General features: G+C 37.0%; 15 protein-coding genes and 1 riboswitch. Of the genes, 12 read left to right on the forward strand and 3 right to left on the reverse strand.

Going from position 1 to position 19,144, the window contains the following annotated elements; translation table 11 throughout:
* Nucleotides 1–22: 22 nt before the first annotated feature.
* Nucleotides 23–1,765 (reverse strand): methyl-accepting chemotaxis protein, encoded by a 1,743-nt coding sequence (locus tag C1724_RS02445; RefSeq protein ID WP_102345158.1) that lies wholly within the window; start codon nt 1,763–1,765, stop codon nt 23–25.
* A 242-nt stretch (nt 1,766–2,007) separates the two neighbouring features.
* Between C1724_RS02445 and C1724_RS02450 the strand changes: the two genes are divergently transcribed.
* The gene (locus C1724_RS02450) at nt 2,008–2,649 is read left to right on the forward strand and encodes a DUF421 domain-containing protein (protein ID WP_102345159.1); all 642 of its coding nucleotides are present in this window, start codon (nt 2,008–2,010) and stop codon (nt 2,647–2,649) included.
* 246 nt (nt 2,650–2,895) lie between these two features.
* Entirely contained in the window at nt 2,896–3,846 is a 951-nt protein-coding gene (locus C1724_RS02455) for an alpha/beta hydrolase family protein (protein ID WP_102345160.1), read from the forward strand.
* A gap of 64 nt (nt 3,847–3,910) precedes the next feature.
* Here the strand turns inward: C1724_RS02455 and C1724_RS02460 are convergent, their stop codons facing one another.
* Complete coding sequence (locus C1724_RS02460) at nt 3,911–4,747, reverse strand: RMD1 family protein (protein ID WP_102345161.1); 837 nt, start codon at nt 4,745–4,747, stop codon at nt 3,911–3,913.
* A gap of 228 nt (nt 4,748–4,975) precedes the next feature.
* On the opposite strand from C1724_RS02460, the gene C1724_RS02465 reads away from it, so the two are divergent.
* Nucleotides 4,976–5,527, forward strand: coding sequence for a TVP38/TMEM64 family protein (locus C1724_RS02465; RefSeq protein ID WP_102345162.1), 552 nt, complete (start codon nt 4,976–4,978; stop codon nt 5,525–5,527).
* A 74-nt stretch (nt 5,528–5,601) separates the two neighbouring features.
* On the opposite strand, the gene C1724_RS02470 is transcribed toward C1724_RS02465, so the two are convergent.
* Nucleotides 5,602–6,777, reverse strand: a complete 1,176-nt coding sequence (locus C1724_RS02470) for a D-alanyl-D-alanine carboxypeptidase family protein (RefSeq protein ID WP_102345163.1) — start codon at nt 6,775–6,777, stop codon at nt 5,602–5,604.
* A gap of 194 nt (nt 6,778–6,971) precedes the next feature.
* Between C1724_RS02470 and C1724_RS02475 the strand changes: the two genes are divergently transcribed.
* From C1724_RS02475 to C1724_RS02515, 9 genes are all read left to right on the forward strand, one after another.
* Complete coding sequence (locus C1724_RS02475; protein WP_102346708.1) at nt 6,972–7,703, forward strand: urease accessory protein UreH domain-containing protein; 732 nt, start codon at nt 6,972–6,974, stop codon at nt 7,701–7,703.
* 171 nt (nt 7,704–7,874) lie between these two features.
* Nucleotides 7,875–7,980: riboswitch (SAM riboswitch) on the forward strand.
* 98 nt (nt 7,981–8,078) lie between these two features.
* Entirely contained in the window at nt 8,079–9,248 is a 1,170-nt protein-coding gene (locus tag C1724_RS02480; protein WP_102345164.1) for an acetyl-CoA C-acyltransferase, read from the forward strand.
* A 223-nt stretch (nt 9,249–9,471) separates the two neighbouring features.
* Nucleotides 9,472–10,974: a sodium:solute symporter family protein gene (locus C1724_RS02485; protein WP_102345165.1), complete on the forward strand. Its 1,503-nt coding sequence runs from the start codon at nt 9,472–9,474 to the stop codon at nt 10,972–10,974.
* A gap of 81 nt (nt 10,975–11,055) precedes the next feature.
* Nucleotides 11,056–13,020: an acetoacetate--CoA ligase gene (locus C1724_RS02490; protein WP_102345166.1), complete on the forward strand. Its 1,965-nt coding sequence runs from the start codon at nt 11,056–11,058 to the stop codon at nt 13,018–13,020.
* Entirely contained in the window at nt 13,017–14,189 is a 1,173-nt protein-coding gene (locus C1724_RS02495) for a thiolase family protein (RefSeq protein ID WP_258000264.1), read from the forward strand. The genes C1724_RS02490 and C1724_RS02495 overlap by 4 nt, the downstream gene beginning before the upstream one ends.
* Nucleotides 14,189–14,611, forward strand: a complete 423-nt coding sequence (locus C1724_RS02500; protein ID WP_258000265.1) for a Zn-ribbon domain-containing OB-fold protein — start codon at nt 14,189–14,191, stop codon at nt 14,609–14,611. Before C1724_RS02495 ends, C1724_RS02500 begins: the two co-directional genes overlap by 1 nt.
* A 251-nt stretch (nt 14,612–14,862) precedes the next feature.
* Nucleotides 14,863–15,519 (forward strand): GntR family transcriptional regulator, encoded by a 657-nt coding sequence (locus tag C1724_RS02505; RefSeq protein WP_102345168.1) that lies wholly within the window; start codon nt 14,863–14,865, stop codon nt 15,517–15,519.
* Between the two features lie 51 nt (nt 15,520–15,570).
* On the forward strand, nt 15,571–16,917 hold the full coding sequence (locus C1724_RS02510; RefSeq protein WP_102345169.1) for an FAD-dependent oxidoreductase: 1,347 nt from the start codon (nt 15,571–15,573) through the stop codon (nt 16,915–16,917).
* Between the two features lie 624 nt (nt 16,918–17,541).
* The gene (locus C1724_RS02515; protein WP_102345170.1) at nt 17,542–19,038 is read left to right on the forward strand and encodes a sulfatase-like hydrolase/transferase; all 1,497 of its coding nucleotides are present in this window, start codon (nt 17,542–17,544) and stop codon (nt 19,036–19,038) included.
* The last annotated feature ends 106 nt before the right edge of the window (nt 19,039–19,144 follow it).

The following is a 19,144-nucleotide window of genomic DNA, read 5'->3' on the forward strand; positions in this document are numbered from 1 at the left end:
TCTTAGGAATTATTCTCTTGTATCAAACCTTAAATCTTCTAATTTGTTCGTTTAGCTGTTCTGCTAATTGAGCTAATTGATCAGCGCTACCTGCAATTTCCTCCATTGATGCGTTGGTTTGCTGAACTGATGCAGAAGTTTGCTCGATTCCCGCAGCAGACTCTTCTGAAATAGCTGCGACTTCTTCAATGGACTTATTCATTTCATTACTATTTTCAGCAATCAAAGTTAAACTTTGTGAAATCTCCTGAATTTGTCCTACCATCGCAGTTACAGATGCAGCTATATCATTGAATGTCTCACCGGTTGATTGAATTTGGGTTGAGCCTTCTTCTACTTCCTTATAACCGTCTTGAAGAGCTGCGGCCACTCCATTCGATTCTAATTGTATATTTTCAACAATGCCAGTTATGTCTGTAATTGAATGAGATACTTGTTCTGCAAGCTTTCTAACTTCATCTGCAACGACAGCAAAGCCTTTTCCATGTTCGCCGGCTCTAGCCGCTTCAATTGCTGCATTTAATGCAAGTAAATTAGTTTGATCAGCTATGGCTTGGATTACTTTTACAAGTTTAGAGATTTCTTTTGTTTGCTCATCCAACCCCAACACTTTTTGAACAGACATTTTTACAATATCATTAATTCTTACCATTTTCTCAACAGAGTATTGCATCTGCTCGCTTCCATGATTAGTAAGATCTAAAACAGCCTGCGATGATTGGGATATTTTTTCCCCATTGTCTGAGGCAGATTCGATTTTTTGGACAAACTCAGACATTAACTCAGACAGTTGTCCGGAACTAGTTGCTTGCGATTCCGCACCACCTGCAAGTTCTTGCATGGTTGATGCAACTTGATTACTTCCTAATTGCACTTCTTTTGACGTTTGCGTTAACTCTTCGCTATGACTGCTTACTTCTTGAGAAACTGTTGATATTCCATGGACCATGTCTTGAAGGCTTTTTTGCATATGGTTCATCGATTTAACTAATGTACCAATTTCATCTTTACCTTTATATGCAAGCGGTTCAATTTTTAGATTTCCATTTGCTATTTCCGCTGACATTTGGACAACATTGTGTAGGTTTCTAGCTACAATTCGGCTAATAAGAATCATGATAATAGTTCCTAAAACAAGTGAAATTAATAGAGTACTAATTAAAGACATGATACTTTGTTTTAGACTATCCTTAGCTTGTAGAATGGCTAGCTTGCGTTCATTCTGGGTAATATCATTAAGTTTTGTTAGTAAATTAACTGTGTCTATACGTAGTTTCTCTGTTGTGCCTCTTACTGCAATTGTCATAGTTTCATCATTTCTAGAAATTGCTGGGATAATCGATTTCATAAATAGATCATTCGCTAGCCTGTCATTTTGTTTAATTTGGTTAAATAGTTGTTTCTGTTCCTCTGTATCCATTTGAGGTTCTATTTGATCTAGTAGCTGATAGAATTCCTCTTCTTTTTGTTGGAAGTCTTTTATATCACTATCTCTTTTAAAGGTAATATAATTGGCGATTCGTATGTCTTTTGATCTAAAAAGAGAGGCCATTTCTGAAATTTGTAAAGCTCGATCTCCTCGTCTTTCAAGTGCATCGAGATCATCTAACGCATTACCTATTTGCGTATAAATAAATCCCCCAGAAATACAAAACAACACTAGTGTTAATCCGAGTGCAATACCGTATTTCCACCCAATCTTCAAATTTGATAGGAAATTAAATTCTTTTTTATTTTTCTTGTTACTTTTACTAACTTTTCCCATAGCTCCACCTTTCTAAAAAATGCCAATTTTCTACAAAGTTCTACGTTTTTGCATTTCTATTCTACTAGATTTAACACTTTATCACTAGTGTTAATTGAATAAACGCAATAAAACAAATCCACATAAATAAGATTTTTAAACTGTTAAGATAATTAGTAGGTATCAGCAGTATTTAGTGGATAATAAAGGCTAGATTGGGGAAGATATCAATAATCTTTTTCGATGAAGGTGGTTATTATTCTATGGAATGGGATTTTATATGGAAAGCCGTATTGATTGTTCTTGCGGGCACTGTACTTTTAAGAATTGCTGGCAGAAAAACGATCTCACAAATGACATTAGCTGAAACTGTTCTAATGATTGGAATAGGTAGTTTGCTTATTCAACCAGTATCAGGAAAAAATGTATGGACAACCATTTTGGTTGGAGCTATCCTGGTAGCAACCTTATTAATAATGGAATATATACAATTGAAATCTGACAGTCTTGAAAAATTAATAACCGGTAAATCTAAGGTAGTAATTGATAACGGCATTTTAAATGAAAAGAACTTACGAAAACTTAGATTAACAGTGGACCAACTTGAGATGCAGCTTAGACAAAATAGTGTATCTAAAATCAGTGATGTAAAATGGGCAACGTTAGAACCAAACGGTCAATTAGGATTTGAATTAAAAGATGATGCCAAGCCTGTAACGAAAAAGGATTTTGAGGAGTTCAAACAGGCAATGATTAATTTAATACCTAGTAATACGCAACTAACTCATATAAATGAAATTCTTAATATTATTAACAAACAGTATAAGCCTGAAAGCGATGAGGATTTATTCGCGGAAGTTCAGAGTAAAGAGCATAGAAGTGATCCGCCAAAGCATCTGCAATAATCAAAAAAATAAACTATGAGATTTTAACCGACAGCTTTAACATAGGCTGTCGTTTTTTTGAGTTTATGTAGGTTACTAGGACATACGATGCTTTACCTTCACTGTCAAAGGTGCCAATATTAAAAAAATGGTAAAATTTAGGTTGGGTATAAAAGTGTTAGGTGATAAACTACATGGAGAGAGATAGATACAAGTAAATAGTAGAATTCATTAACGTTAAACTATTATAAAGGTAGATGAGAAAGTATGAGTAAAGAGATGGAAGTAACGGTACAAGGGCAGTACCCACTGGCCGCTACATTAACTCTTCCGGATGGAGGGCTTGATCAATATCCTGTCGTTGTTTTTATACACGGAAGCGGCCCAATTGATCGTAATTCAAATGCAAAAGGAATGCCAATGAATATTTTTAAGGAATTAAGTGATGTCGTCGTATCAGAAGGATTTGCAAGTATTCGTTATGATAAAAGAGGAGTAGGAGCAAGCAAAGGGGATTATTTTGAGACAGGAGTGTTCGATTTAATTGACGATGCCCAGGCAGTAGTAGAATTTGCTAAAAAGCACGCAAATTTAGAACCAGAAAAAGTGATATTGTTAGGTCACAGTGAAGGCAGTATTATAGCGCCATTTGTGAATGAAAAAATTCCAGTAGATGGCATGATTCTTCTTGCAGGTACAGCTGAACCTTTAGCAGATACGCTGACATGGCAACGGCAAGAAATCACAAATGATATAAAATCTTTGAAAGGTTTTCAGGGCTGGTTAACTAGATCACTTAAAGTAGATGAAAAAATAAATAAGATGAACGATGACTTAATAGCAGCCCTACAAGCATCGAATGAACCTGTTATAAAGTATAAAGGAAAGAAGATTAATGCAAAATGGAATCGGGAGCATGTTGGTGTTGATGTATCAAAGCCTTTACAAAAGGTGACTTGTCCGGTGCTTGCAATTACAGGTTCAAAGGATGTCAATGTTAAGGTCGGGGATTTGGAGAAAATGAAAGCCTTTGTTCAAGGGGAGTGTAAAACATATATAATACAAGATATGACACATATGCTCCGTAAGACCGATATTCCATACAGCATTAGCAAAATCTTAAATAACAATAAGAAAATAACTAAGCAACCTATCGACCCTGAATTAATAGATAAAATCATTTCCTGGTTAAGGAATTGGAAGAATAGCAAAATTTGAAGGAAACCTTTTTATCAAAAGTGACCCTTGCAGTATTCGCTGCAAGGGTATCATTTTTATCTAATCAAGGAAGCAATCCTGCAATTCCTAAAAGAGTCAAGATAATCTCAAAAAGAATGAGAATTACGATGACCCATTCAACAAAAAGCCCTCGGATCGAATGACTAATGTTGGAAAAACCATCCATAATATTATATAAAATTTCTGTTTTATTTTTTAGTATGGTATACCGATCTTTTAATTCAAAAAACTCTAGCATGCTTTCGTAGAATTCTCCAGCGGTACTGCTTGTCCATGTAATGTCAGGTTTATCAAGAATCATAATATATGCAAGCGTATTATATTCATGACGTACGATTTTAGCTGTGGTCCTTGCTAGCTCTTTGTTTCCAATTCTAAGTTTACCCTTTTCCAAACGATCGATCATGTTTTCTAGCTTATCAAGGATAGTCCCAAGCTGTTCTTCAGTTTTCTCAAGTGCCACCGATTTTGCAAGCACAGTGGATATCAACTCAGGATAAAAACTTTCATACTCAGGTACAACTACATATTCATCGGTTAACTCAATGCTTTCACCTTCTTTAATGTGGAGGCTGTAGTCGTCTGTATATTTTCCTGTATTCTTTATATTCATATCTGGTTCAAAGGAATGGATAAAAGTTAATAATTTATTAATTTCGTCTTGGTGTAAGTGATTAATGAAGACAATACTTCCAAAGGAAAAGATCAGTACCTGTATGGAATCATTAACATTTTGTTTAAGAATGGAATTTAATATACTTCCTTTCAGGATTAATGGCTCTTCCCAAGTGAATTTTTTTGGAATACCACAATGAATAGCGATTTTGTTTAAATCAATTTCATTAGTAACTGCAAATGCTTTAAAGGTAATAGGTTTCATCTATAACACTCCTTTCTGGGATCGCTCTTATCTCAATTTTATTCTATATCTTACCAAAACATGCTTGAACAATTATGGCAATATCTACAACTTTAACAGAGATAAGTATAGGAAACTTCCGATTATATAAAATTGTATAGATTTTGGTTGTTGATTTATGTCTCTCTTAAATGTATTAAATAGGTGCTATAATTTCTAAGAAATGTATATGTAAACTTGGAGGATTCGATGGATATTTTGCAACTTTTACCTGAAAATCAATACGTAGCAATCGTAATAAGTGTAGTAATTAATATATTAATAGCAGTTGCTGGTTTAATTCCTAGCACCTTTCTTACTGCTGCAAATATTATTTATTTTGGCTTTGAATATGGATTGTATATTTCCATTTTGGGTGAAGCGCTTGGAGCAATTATTAGTTTTTATTTATATAGAAAAGGCATTAAGGTCATGGAGAATAAATTTGCAATAAAGGAGAACCATCGATTTTTGGTAAGGTTAAAAAATGCAAAAGGAAGGGAGGCGATTCTTCTAGTTCTTGCCTTAAGAATTCTTCCGTTTGTTCCTTCAGGATTAGTTACTCTTGTTGCGGCACTAAGTAGAATGAAAGCAATTCATTTTGCAATTGCAAGTACTATGGGAAAGATCCCTGCATTATTAATAGAAGCCTACTCTATCTATAGTTTTTTTAGTTGGAATTTAGAGTATCAAGTTGGAGCTACAATTTTTGGATTAGGTATTGGTTTGGTTTATTATTTTTGTAATAAACGAAAGACATAGGTAAATCTAGCTGGTTGTGCTTAAATGATCTGAATGGAGGTTAAGTAAAAAAATGTGCTGGCGCACTTTTGTTGCTAGCACATTTTATTAGTTTTGGTGTATTTTCGTTTATAAAAAATTAACCCAATTGTAATTAGTATACCCACTACAGCTAATGCTAGATATCCTAAGATATTGGATAATTGGAGTGTTTTTGGTTTTTCATTTCTAACAGCATCTTCCCTGTTTTTTTCCTTTTTTATGAGTTGTTCACCTTGTAACAGAACATTTGCATCTTCATCGGATGTAATGAGAATTTCATTTGATTTTGAAATCTCTACATTTACAGGCTTACCTTTTTTGCTCGTATAATAAAGGTTATTAGTTGTATAGACCGTTTCGTTCTTGCTATTCCTATAGCCTGTGTTTTTAGGAATGATAGTTGTTTCAAAATTTTCAAATCCAAAGTCTAGCAATTTGGTTGTATCTTCATATGCAAACTCTTTCGAAGGAGCTTTTAATACGACTGCAATCAACTCTGTATTAGCTCTTTTGGCAGTTGTTATTAATGTGTTACCTGACTCAACTATATAACCTGTTTTCCCACCAGTAGCACCATCATAGTTTCTTACCAACTGGTTATGGTGATAAAGGGTTGTGTCCCAACCTTGTCCATCCCATTTTAGTTTGCTTGTTCCAAATATTTCACGGAAGGTATCATTTTTTAGCGCATATTTCGTTAGAGTAGCTAGATCATATGCAGTTGTTTTTTGTTCTAAATGATAAAGTCCATGCGGGTTTCTAAAAGTTGTGTTCTTTAATCCAACCTTATTTTGAATAAATTCATTCATTCTATTGGAAAAAGCAGCAGAACTCCCATCGAAGTGTTCAGCTATTGCAATTGCTGCATCATTACCAGAACTAATTAAGATTCCCTGCACAAGCTTATGCAAGGGAACTTGTTCACCAATTTCTAAATAAACTCGTGTACCTTCTATATTTCTTGCATTTTCACTTACTGTAACAAGATCATCTAAATCGCCTTCTTCAATTGCAATAATAGCTGTTGCAATTTTAGTTAAACTCGCTGGATATAATGATGTATTCCTGTTTTTGCTGTATAGAATAGATCCAGTATTTGCATCCATTAATACAGCTGCTTCACTATCAATCCTCAAACTTTCGTTTCCATCCTGAGCGAATATATTATTTGGAAGTTGCACTGTTAATAAAATATGAATTAACGTTAATAGAATTATTTTTTTTACCATGATTCCCCTTTCTCCTTAAAACTACAGTCTATAATAGTATTCGTTGCAATAGTGGTTTTTAGGTTCCAAAATTATATTAAAATTCCCATGAACTACATTGATTACTGTTTGGATTTTAAAAGAGCAGTATAATAATGGTAGGCAAGCTATATTCTTCGTGTGTGGCAAGTAGTGAAAGGGTGAGTGGGGATCAAATGTATGCGATACTAAGTCAAATCAGTAATTTCTTAAGCCAACCATTAATAAAATTAGCGTATGGATTTGAAGGGATCCCTATATTAGCTGCTTTATTTCTAGGACTGGTCGGTGCATTGGCTCCTTGTCAATTTACAGGAAATCTTGGAGCAATCACAATATATAGCAATCGTTCCCTTCAAGATAAAGTAGCTTGGTCAGACGTGATTTGGTTTACACTTGGAAAAATGGTTGTTTTCTCTGGGCTAGGTTTTATTGTCTGGCTATTAGGAAAGGAATTTCAAGACTACCTCACGTTAATTTTTCCGTGGATTCGAAAAGCAATCGGCCCTATTCTTATGTTAATTGGTGTGTTTATGCTTGGTATCATTAAAATGAATTGGACGTTAACACTCGGAAATATTCCGGAACGTTTAAAAGTGGGGAGAACAGGGGCGTTTTTTATGGGGGCAGGCTTTTCGTTAGGCTTTTGTCCAACTATGTTCATTTTGTTTTTTGTCACATTAATGCCTATTGTACTTTCTACTTCTTTTGGAGCTATTTTACCTAGTATATTTGCAATCGGTACTTCATTACCGATAATAATAGCGATCTTTTTAATTTGGTATTTTGATATGAGTGGGTCTGCTATGAAGAAAAAAGGAAGGAAAATAGGGACCATTATTCAAAGAACCGCGGGAGTGTTCATGATCGTCCTAGGAATTTTAGATACAATTGCATATTGGCTATAGGAAAATAAAAAAAGTTGCTCAAGGTTTCTTAATCTAACATTAACATCTCGCCACCCAGTAAAATACGTTTTAAAAAACACAAAAAAACTATTGACGTGCTGTTTATAGTTTGTTATTGTTTAACTTATCAAATTAACGAATAATTTTTAACAGTAAAAAAATAAATATTTACTCTTATCACGAGTAGGCTGAGGGATTTGGCCCTATGACGCCCGGCAACCGCCCTATATGGGAATGGTGCTACTTCCAACAGACAGGAATGTCTGAAAGATAAGAGGGCGAAGCCGCAATGGTTTATGACTTCAACCTCTTTCTTTGGAAAGAGGTTTTTTATATGGAAAAAATTAAAGTTATACGAAAGGATGGAGCGAGCATATGAATACGGTCATTCTAGAAGGGGTTCGGACACCTTTTGGGAAGTGGAAAGGCAGCTTAGCTGGTTTAGAGGCAAAGGAAATTGGGACTTTAGCTGTAAAAGAATTAGTAAAACGTGTACCAGAAGTGGCAAGTGAGGCGGATGGTGTTTTACTAGCTCAAGTACTTCAAGCGGGGCAAGGTCAGAATCCGGCTAGGAGAGTCGCAATCGATGCAGGCGTTTCGTTGTCAGTCCCCGCGATTACATTAAATAATGTTTGTTTAGCTGGTTTAGCTTCAATTTCGGATGCAGTGCGACGTATTCATTTTGGAGAAGGAGACTTATACATAACCGGTGGATTTGACTCCATGACAAATGCCCCGTACACGGCGCCATTTCGCAAGGAACAATCGATGGGACCACTGCAACTGACGGATACATTAATTAACGATGGTTTGTGGTGTTCGTTAGCAGACGACTCAATGGGCGTGTTAACAGATTTGAAAAATAAAGACTTTAAGATTGATAGAAAAGCTCAAGATGAATATGCACAGCTATCACAAGAACGGGCAGCTGCTGCGCAACAAAAAGGTTGGCTCCAAGATGAAATTGTTCCATTAATACTGAATGGGAAAACATTTACAGACGATGAAGGCATTCGACCCAATTCTACGTTAGAAAAACTAGAAACACTTCGACCGGCATTTGTCGAAGACGGTACGATCACAGCGGGGAATGCGTCTCAAATGACAGATGGAGCAAGTGTAGGAATTGTTTCCACCGAAAAGAAAGCAGAGCATCTTGGCAAAACACCTTTAGCACGAATTCTAGGATGGGCTGAAATTGCTGGTCCCGATACGAGTTTGCATACAAAGCCAGCGCAAGCCATTAAAGCGGTGTTGGAGAAGACCAAGTTAACTTTGAATGATATTGATTTATTTGAAATCAATGAAGCTTTTGCAAGTGTTGTTGTTGCAAGCTGCCGCGAGCTAGGAATTGGCTATGACCGAGTGAATGTTAATGGTGGCGCGATTGCCATCGGTCATCCGCTGGGTGGAACAGGATTTCGTCTTGTCCTAACAGTAGCGAAGGAGCTACAACGCCGAGGTGGCGGCAAGGGAATCGCATCGCTTTGCGGCGGTGGCGGCCAAGGCATGGCTGTTTTAATAGAAGTTCCAAAAAGCTGGTAGAAGTAAACCAAACCGAACGGTAATAAACGAAACTACTGCATTTTTAATAGCGTAAATACAAAAGACTGAAGATTTTTATAAACTGAATGTTTTTACTAGAAAAACAATTATGGAGGATGAAAACGATGATTTATACTTACTTTGCACTGATAGCCTTATGCTGGACCGTTGGATTAATTATATGGAAGAAATCTTATGTAACAAAAGAGGGGAGCGATAAATAATGCCTACAGTAACGGGGTCTTTATTTTGGACGATTATTATCCTATTGATTGGTTATTTTGGAGTTGTTGTTTGGATCGGGAAAAAAGGAAATCGTTTTAGTAAGTCAATGACAGGCTTTGCAACGGCTCGTGGAAAAGTAAATCCCATCGTTGTCGGCGCAAGCTTTGCAGCTTCGTACTCGAGCGCCAATTTATTTATCGGTGTTCCAGGCTTAGCTTATCAATATGGTACAGCGGTGCTTTGGTATACATTAGGTTGTTTTGGTGTTTCGTGGATTGGCTTGCTTTTATTTGCGAAAACATTCTGGAGATACAGCAAAAAGTTTGGCGGTGTATCGACATTACCTGAATGGCTTGGAAGACGCTATAATAGCAAAGCACTTCAAGTGCTTGTGGCTTTATTAATTTTATTCAACGTTTATTATATTGTTGGTCAAAACGTAGGATTAGCGACAATTTTTGAATCAGTATTAAACATTCCTTATTTCTGGGGAATTATTATTGGCGTATTCATCACCATTCTATATATCGGGCTTGGCGGTGCTTATGCCCAATTAGTGACAGACGGTTTTCAAGGGATTTTAATGGCAATCACATCTATTCTAGTATTAGTTTCGTTATTCTGGACAATTGGCGGTGGCTTGAACGTATTTGGAGAGTTGACTAATAAGCTTGAAGCGATTGATCCGAATTTGACAGGTTTCTTATCAACAGGTGGACCTTATGATAGCGTCCTAGCGGTTATGGCTGTTCAATTTTTATTATTCAGCTTTGTATTAATGCCACACTTATTAAACAAAGTGTTGTCATTGGAAAGTGAAGAGCAGCTTGCTCCGTTTACATTATCTGCAGGGGTTGTTTTATTCGTAATTTCGACGTTAATGGTCATTGGTGGTTTAGCAGCACGAGCAATATATCCAACACTAGCTAGTGCAGATGCTGCAATTCCAGTTTATGTGCTAGAATCATTCCCGCCAGTCATTGCTGCTATTATCATTGTAGGGATTATCTCAGCAATACTTTCAAGTACGGATAGTCTTTACCTAGGGGTTACAACTAGTATTGGTAATGACATTTATAAAGTATTGGCGCCAGTTTTATCGAAAAAGCCGATTGCAGCAGACCTGCTAGATAATAATGCAGTAAAAGTAGCCAAAGGTTCCTTATTATTTGTAGGTTTAGCTACTTTATATATTTCATTAGACCGTCCGGAGTCGTTATCGATTTTAATTCAATTTAGTTTTTCTGCGATAATAAGTGGAATCATTGCACCGGTTACTTTAGGGTATCTATGGAAAAAGTCAAATGGTCCTGGTGCGATTGCTGCTTTAATTACCGGTACAGCACTGTATGTATTTTTTACAAATCAAAATATTATTGGGAATATCTACCTAGCGATGTTCTTTGCATCCGTTGCATCATTTGTCGTTATGACTGTAACTAGCTTATTAACGCAAAGTGCAACAAATCAACAGGAAGCTTTAACGATTTCCAATAAATAATAGTAAGGGTGATAGTCTGCTAGAGTCGGAAACTTCGAGCTTTAGCAGACCATTTGTTTTATAAATAAGGAGGAAGAAGTAATGGTACAACAACCGAGAGTTTTCGATAATAATATACTATGGCAACCATCAGAAAAACGAATCTCTGAATCGAATATAAAACGTTTTGCAGATCAAATTGGTATTCCGGTCCAGCCTTATGAACGTCTTTACCGTTGGTCAATTGCAAAACCAGGTGAGTTTTGGTCGGCAGTTTGGGATTTCGCAGAAATTATTGGTGAAAAAGGAGAAACTGCATTTGTTTCAGCAGAAAACGGTGGCATGTTGGGTGCAAACTGGTTCCCGAATGCAAGCTTAAATTTAGCAGAAAACCTATTGCGCGGGGACGGTTCTCGTGTTGCAGTTTATGAAGCGGGTGAACAGGGCGTCAAGCGTGTTGTGACAATGGCCGAATTACGAAGCTTGGTTGCGAAGGCGCAAACAGGATTACAAAAGTTAGGTGTATCTCAAGGCGATCGTGTAGCAGGTATTGTAACGAATGGCTTAGAATCATTAGTTTCATTATTAGCAACTGCTTCGCTTGGTGCGGTATGGAGCTCGTGTTCACCTGATTTTGGTGCTAAAGGTATTATCGATCGAATTGGTCAGGTTCAACCAAAAGTATTAATTGCTTCTCTTGACTATCAATATAATGGAAAGTTTTTTAATATTCGCGAGAACGTTGTGGCGGTATGCAATGAACTTAAAGGGTTATCTGCGGTTGTAAGTTTGTCCGAAACGCCGGAGTTCTCTGTTGAGTCCGGAGCAAAACTGCTAACTTGGGGTGAACTTTTGGCGAATGATGCTGAGGAACCAACGTTTAATCGCGTACCTTTTAATCATCCTATATATATTCTTTATACATCTGGTACAACTGGTCTGCCAAAATGTATAGTTCATTCTGTAGGTGGCGTTTTGCTACAGCATGTGAAAGAGCATCAGCTTCATTGTGATGTGAAACAAGGTGATGTTTTATCATGGTATACAAGTACTGCATGGATGATGTATCCATGGCTAGTGTCTGGACTTGCAAGCGAGGCAGCGATTTTACTTTATGATGGCTCACCGATTCGAAAAGACCGTATTGGCATCCTTTGGGAAATTGCTGAAGAAATTGGTCTTACTCATTTTGGTACAAGTCCAAAGTACTTAGCTTCATTAGAAAAATGCGGGTATGAGATTGGCAAGAATCATGATTTGTCTGCCCTTCAAGCTATTCTGTCTTGCGGTGCTCCGTTAATAAGTGAACAATATGACTGGATTTATAAAACGATAAAAGAAGATGTATTGCTAGAGTCTATTTCTGGTGGTACAGAAATTATTGGCTGCTTTGTGATGGGTACGCCTGTTCATCCGGTTTTCCGTGGTGAAATTACATGTAAAGCACTCGGTATGGCTGTTGATATTTTAGATGATCGTGGCGCTTCCGTGATTGGTAAAAAAGGCGAATTAGTTTGTACGCAACCATTCCCAAGTATGCCGATTACCTTCTGGGGCGAAGGCGGAGATGAACGCTATTTCAACTCATATTTTGCAGTCCGTGAAGGAATATGGACGCATGGTGATTTAGCGGAACAGACAATTGAAGGCTCGCTTATCATTTATGGGCGCACAGATACAGTGCTTAACCCTGGTGGTGTTCGTATTGGGACAGCGGAAATTTACCGTGTTGTTGAGCAAATCCCGCAAATTAAGGATTCAATTGTATTTGGATTTCCTATTGAAAATGATGAAGAAATTGTTTTATGTGTAGTGACAGAAGATGGCGAGCTAGATACGACACTTGCTGAACAAATCCGTAAAGATATAAAGAAGAAAGCATCGCCGCGACATGTACCACGCCGTATATATACTGTAAAAGAAGTTCCTTATACAAATAATGGAAAAAAGGTTGAAGGAGCTGTTCGTTCTACAGTTCGTGGACAAGAGGTTAAAAATAAGGCTTCATTAGCAAACCCAGAATGCCTTGAAGAATATGCAGTATTGTCTGAAAGGAGTTATTTATGATGATACAACGTCAAAAGCCGTCTGCTGCAATCGTTGGGATTAGTGAATTAAAACCTGTTCGCTATACAGAAGGAGCAACAACGCTCGGCATGATTGCTGAATCTGTTCGGTTAGCAGCGCTTGACGCTGGTATCGGAAAAGACCAAATTGATGGCTTGCTAGTTGGCCCTCAAGTCGGAGAAACACCACAGCATGTGCCTGCTACAGTAAGTGAATATCTTGGCCTTGAACCCAGGATGTCAAATGTTGTTGATTTAGGCGGTGCTACAGGTGCAGGTATGCTGTGGCGTGCGCAAGCATACATTGAAGCGGGAATGTGTGAAACGGTTGTGTGTGTGCTGGCTAATATAAATGAAAAAGGCAAAACACCGCGCTCACCTAACCGCAATCCAATTCGTGAATTTGATGTACCGTTTGGTGCATCTGGTGCCAATACATCCTATGCCTTGCTGAAAAAGCGACATATGGAGCAATACGGCACCACGCAAGAGCAATTTGCATTGATTGCACATTGGGCTCGAAAAAATGCCCAGCTCCATCCAGATGCGATTTTTTACGGAAAACCTGCATCTGTTGAAGATATATTGAATTCACCATTGATTGTTGATCCGTTACACTTGCTTGAAATTGTGATGCCCGTTGGCGGCGGTGCCGCGGTAATTGTGACATCGAACAAGGACATTATTAATCGCCGTAGGCATGCGCCTGTATATATGCTTGGAGCAGGGGAAAAAATTACCCACCGTGCTGTGAGTCAGGCACCTGTGTTGGAAAAAGCACCATTAAGTTACGCGATTCCACATGCGTTAGAACAAGCGGGCCTGAAAGTGCAGGATATGAATTTGCTATCTCTATATGATTGTTATACAAGTGTTGTCGCGACTACACTTGAAAATGCAGGTTTATGCACGCCTGGCCAGTTTGGTGAATGGATGAAACATCATTCCTTCGGGCACGATGGAGACTTTCCTCTTAATACGCATGGTGGACAATTAGGGTTTGGACAAGCTGATCTCGCAGGTGGTATGTCACACATCATAGAAGCTGTTCGTCAATTACGTCATGAAACAGATCAGCGTCAAATCAAGGATGCTCGCTATGCATTAATTACGGGTAACGGTGCAACCTTGAGTGAAGCTGCTGCCTTAGTGTTAGGAGGGGAAGCATAATGGGTATCCTTGATAAGCTAAAGGATTTGGGTGTGCCTGGTCCAACAATTACTCCTGTAACGCAGCCATTTTGGGATGGGATTACCCGCGGAGAGTTTCTGGTCCAAGAATGTGGCGACTGTGAGAAGTCTGTATTTTATCCACGTACACACTGTCCCCATTGCTGGAGTAACAGGTTAGAATGGAAATCAGCGTCAGGGAAGGCTCGTCTGAAAACGTGGTCTGTGGTCCAGCGACCTGGTCATCCTGGTTGGCAGGCTGTAACACCATATGTACTTGGCATCGTTGAATTAGAAGAAGGTCCATCAATGATGACACAATTATTAGTAGAGTCCCCAAACCAGTTGAAAATTGGCGATCATTTACAAGTTCGATACGTACAAGTTAATGATGTAACGTTGCCGTTTTTTGAAAAAGTTTAATCTTGGCTACGGTTGCCATGATTGAAAACTGTCATCAATAAATCATGTTTGTTTTCTATAGAGTTATTACCTCAACAGTAAGGCGGAAATTATTTACGCAATAATTATCCGCCTTTATTACTTTGTATAGTAGAAAGCGCTTGCATAATTGATATATTAATAGTATATTAGAAGATGAATTATCCAGTTTTTGGGTTTATGCTGTTGCTTAGATCTAGAACCCAACCACATAAAGAAAGAATGGTTTAAGAATGAAATCTAATACTACACTATCTGAACAAGCTTATAAGATATTAGAAGAAAAAATCATAAAATTAGAATTAAAACCAGGAGAATTCTATTCAGAAAATGATTTAAGTGATTTGATTGGAATTGGAAGGATGCCAACTAGAGAAGCCATTAAACAATTGTCAATGGCTCATTTAGTTAGGATTATGCCTCGTCGTGGAATTATGATAACTGAACTAAAATCAGAAGAAATTTATCTTCAGTTTGAGTTACGTACTGTGCTTGAGAGATTGCTTGTGAGCAGAGCAACACGTTTAGCTAGTCAGTCTGAAAAACAGTATTTTTTGGATTTAGCAGATAGATATGAACAAGCAACCATGAATAGTGATGACGAAGCAGCTATAAAAATTGATGATGAGTTTAATACCTTTTTATCTGAATGTGCAAGAAATCCATTTGCAGCACAAGCAATTGCTCCGCTATATGCGTTATCAAGAAGAATTTATTATTTTCAATACAATGTTAATGAAGAGTTAACAAAAGAAATTAATCTTGGTCATATTAAATTAATGCGTTCAATTGCCGCCGGTAATGAAAATGATGCAATTGAAAATTTTGAAACATTAATGAAGTTTATTAATCATTTAAATCAACAAAATCTATCTTCATGGTATTCGTAATTTTTTTTATTTTATGTAATATATCAGTTGTATATTAGGAGGAGAAATACGATGTGGAAACAAACATACATAGTTGGTGAGAATCATGATTATCCAGAGTTTGCTAAGGTTCAAGTTGTTGTAGTTGGCGGAGGGGCTGCAGGTATAGCGGCTGCTGAAACAGCGGCTAGACAAGGGCTTGACGTATTGTTAATTGAAAGATATGGTTTCTGCGGAGGAGCTGCAGTCGCAGGCTTATCAGGCACTATTTGTGGTATGTATATGTCAGAAGAAAATTCAAAAAAACCGGAGCAAGTAGTATTTGGTTTTACTGAAAAATTCAGATCTGCTTTAGCTGCTAAGGGTGGTATTACTCCACCGCAAAAATACGGGAATACTTGGGTTGTTACACATGACCCATTTACCTGGAAACAAACAGCAGAAAATCTATTGCTAGAACAAAAGGTTAACATCCTATATCATACGCAAGTAATTGGAGTTATTAATGAGGAAGATAATATCAGAGGAGTCATTATTAACACTAAGTCAGGCTTGGCTGCCATACATGCTGATGTTGTAATAGATGCAAGTGGTGACGCAGATGTTATTTATCGAGCAGGTTACGGCTATACGATGGGAAAAGATGGCCAAATCCAAAATCCGACCATGATATTTAAACTAAGCGGTGTTGATGTGGACCGATTCACCAAATTTTGGGGCAATGATACAATTAGTTCGATAGAGGTAACTAACATGATTAATGAATCCAATGATAATGGTGAATTTGATTTACCAAGAAGTAAAATATGGATTTTTCCAACCCCGAATAAAAATGAGTTATTAGTTAATGCAACAAGAGTATTAGGTAAAGATGGCAGAGATTTAAATGTTACCGATCCTATAGATCACACGGAAGCTGAAATTATGGGAAGATATCAAGCAAAAGAATATGCCGATTTCTTAAAAATGAGAATAAAAGGCTGCGAGAATAGTTTTCTTCAAGATACTGGTGTTGAAGTTGGTGTGCGACAAACAAGATCAATTTTGGGTGAGGAAAGACTAACAAATGAAGATGTTTTAAGTTGCCGAAAACGAGACGATGGTATTGCCCGTTCCCCATGGCCGATTGAGCTGCATAAGGGTGCAAAACCTAAAGTAGAATGGTTACTAAATGATTATTATGAAATACCTTATAAAGCGTTATTACCTATTAAAGGTGAAAATTTAATGGTTGCTGGCAGATGTTTGAGTGCCGAGCATGAAGCATTAGCATCTGCAAGAGTAACTGCACAATGTTTCGAGTACGGGCACGCAGCGGGTTTAGCTGCAAGCCAATCAATAAAAGAAAATAAAACTTTACGAGAGCTCGATGGAAGACAAATACGTGAATTGTTAAATGAGGACGGTGCTAGATTGTAGAGATAAGATACATCATTTGAATAAAGTCATATAAAAAACGATACCAACTTTCGCTAAGCGGAAAACGGTATCGTTTTTTTGTTGGATGGAAAAGTAATTACATTGAAATAATGCAGGGCCTATAGTTGATGATCTAATTTTACACTGTTTATGTCTAAGAAGTCTGTGACAATTAATAACACAGTCAAACTCAATCCTTAAAATTGTATAAAAAATAAGTCTTACTTTTAAAGTAAAGACATTTTTTTTATGTTGGATGCAAGTTTTTTTATTTTACTATTACAAATCTTTATTGGTTCAACCGGATTGTTCAACAAAAAATCTTTTAAAAAAAGGTTTGAAATATTTTAAAAATTGATATAGAATAAATTCATCACACATATCTGATAATTCATCAGACCAATTTAAAGTAGAAAAGGGGTTGAAAAAAAACACTTGAAACAGAGTTAAATATACATGATTAGTTTCTAGGAAATTTAAAGTAATTAAAGCTCTTAAGAAATAAGACGTTTACACAGAATTATTAACTGAGAAACCTCTAAATTTTAAAAGATTAAGAACAATTTATGATAACTACTTTTGTAATAGCGATACCTATACTTATAAAATTGAGGAGGAACAATAGTGCAAAGTAATAATGAAAGCGGACACACTGAAAAGAATGTCTTACTCATCACAGTTGACCAATGGCCAGGAAATTTACTCGGTTGTGAGGGTAAGGAAGATTTCCTTTCTCCTACATTAGATGAACTAGCGAAAGTTGGTGTCAGGTTTGAGAACGCTTACAGCCCAACCCCTGTGTGTATACCCGCTCGCCGAGAATTAATGACTGGAACGGGTTCAAAAACACACGGTGATCGGAAGTTTAATGAATTTTTAGAACTGCCAAATGTCCCAACTATCGCTCAAGCATTTAAAGATAACGGTTATCAGACATTTGGAGTTGGAAAGTTGCATGTATATCCACAACGGGCGCGTATTGGATTCGATGATGTAATCTTAAATGAAGAAGGAAGAAAAGTTAATTTCCCAAATGAGATGAGGGAAGACGATTATACCAGATTTATTAATAGAGAAGGTCATACGGGATTAGATTTCGCACATGGTATGTCAAATAACAATTATATAACTAGACCATGGCATTTACCGGAGGAGTTACATCAGACTAGTTGGACATCAAGGCAGATGTGCGAACAAATTATTCGAAGAGATCCATCAAAACCGGCCTTTTGGTACTGTGGATTTACGGCACCACATCCACCTATCGTTCCACCACAGGTATTTTTGGATATGTATAATGATATGGATATCGAAATGCCACACATTGGAGAATGGGCAAAAGACTCTGAGAAATATCCATATGCAGCAAGTTATTACAGTAGCTTATATGAAAACTTAAAATCAGAGAAATATATTAAAGATGCTAGGAAAGGTTTTTACGCATCATGTACACATATCGATTATTCGATTAGATCTATAATAGGGACACTTAGAGATGAAAAGGTTCTTGATAATACAATCATTGTTATTACATCAGACCATGGAGAAATGTTAGGTAATCATAATTTATGGGGTAAAAACCTCTTTTATGAAGATTCAACTAGAGTTCCATTAATTTTTGTACCTACTGTTGATTGTGAAGAGATGGGATTTAACACAACCGATGAACGTTTGGTGGAACTTAAAGATATCATGCCTACGCTGCTTGATATGTGCAATCTTCCTATACCAGAGACAGTAGAAGGGATATCTTTGCTGAATAAGGGTAATAAGAGAGAGTATGTTTATGGTGAACTTTGGGAAGATGATCGAGCAACTAGAATGATTCGAAACGAGCAATTTAAGCTGATTTACTACTCGGTTGGAAATCAGTTCCAACTATTCGACGTGATAAACGATCCGAAAGAAATGGTAGACCTATCCGATCATCCTGAATATAAAAATGTGAAACAAGAGCTGACCGATATTTTGATATCTCGTTTATATGGAAGTGATCTCGATTGGCTGAATGATGGTGAACTTGTTGGTAAAACCGGCAAGAACTTTGAATTTAAACCAGTTCAAGAGAATTGTGGTATTTTAAGTAACAGAGATTTATTACTACAGCGAGGAATTAGATAATATTTAGTAGATTAATATAGCGAGATTTTATAAATTTTATAGATAATATGCGTTATGTTTATAACAAACAAATCTGAAATGATGTAAGAGTGATGAATTATTGCCT

This window comes from Bacillus sp. Marseille-P3661, from assembly GCF_900240995.1.
GTDB lineage: Bacteria > Bacillota > Bacilli > Bacillales > Bacillaceae_J > OESV01.

What these genes read in the sequence shown, in the direction of transcription:
- C1724_RS02460 (WP_102345161.1), bottom strand. Translation starts at nt 4,747, where the DNA reads ATGAAACCTATTACCTTTAAAGCATTTGCAGTTACTAATGAAATTGAT.
- C1724_RS02480 (WP_102345164.1), top strand. Translation starts at nt 8,079, where the DNA reads ATGAATACGGTCATTCTAGAAGGGGTTCGGACACCTTTTGGGAAGTGG.
- C1724_RS02500 (WP_258000265.1), top strand. Translation starts at nt 14,189, where the DNA reads ATGGGTATCCTTGATAAGCTAAAGGATTTGGGTGTGCCTGGTCCAACA.
- C1724_RS02490 (WP_102345166.1), top strand. Translation starts at nt 11,056, where the DNA reads ATGGTACAACAACCGAGAGTTTTCGATAATAATATACTATGGCAACCA.
- C1724_RS02455 (WP_102345160.1), top strand. Translation starts at nt 2,896, where the DNA reads ATGAGTAAAGAGATGGAAGTAACGGTACAAGGGCAGTACCCACTGGCC.
- C1724_RS02450 (WP_102345159.1), top strand. Translation starts at nt 2,008, where the DNA reads ATGGAATGGGATTTTATATGGAAAGCCGTATTGATTGTTCTTGCGGGC.
- C1724_RS02445 (WP_102345158.1), bottom strand. Translation starts at nt 1,765, where the DNA reads ATGGGAAAAGTTAGTAAAAGTAACAAGAAAAATAAAAAAGAATTTAAT.
- C1724_RS02510 (WP_102345169.1), top strand. Translation starts at nt 15,571, where the DNA reads ATGTGGAAACAAACATACATAGTTGGTGAGAATCATGATTATCCAGAG.
- C1724_RS02465 (WP_102345162.1), top strand. Translation starts at nt 4,976, where the DNA reads ATGGATATTTTGCAACTTTTACCTGAAAATCAATACGTAGCAATCGTA.
- C1724_RS02485 (WP_102345165.1), top strand. Translation starts at nt 9,472, where the DNA reads ATGCCTACAGTAACGGGGTCTTTATTTTGGACGATTATTATCCTATTG.
- C1724_RS02470 (WP_102345163.1), bottom strand. Translation starts at nt 6,777, where the DNA reads ATGGTAAAAAAAATAATTCTATTAACGTTAATTCATATTTTATTAACA.
- C1724_RS02475 (WP_102346708.1), top strand. Translation starts at nt 6,972, where the DNA reads ATGTATGCGATACTAAGTCAAATCAGTAATTTCTTAAGCCAACCATTA.
- C1724_RS02505 (WP_102345168.1), top strand. Translation starts at nt 14,863, where the DNA reads ATGAAATCTAATACTACACTATCTGAACAAGCTTATAAGATATTAGAA.
- C1724_RS02495 (WP_258000264.1), top strand. Translation starts at nt 13,017, where the DNA reads ATGATGATACAACGTCAAAAGCCGTCTGCTGCAATCGTTGGGATTAGT.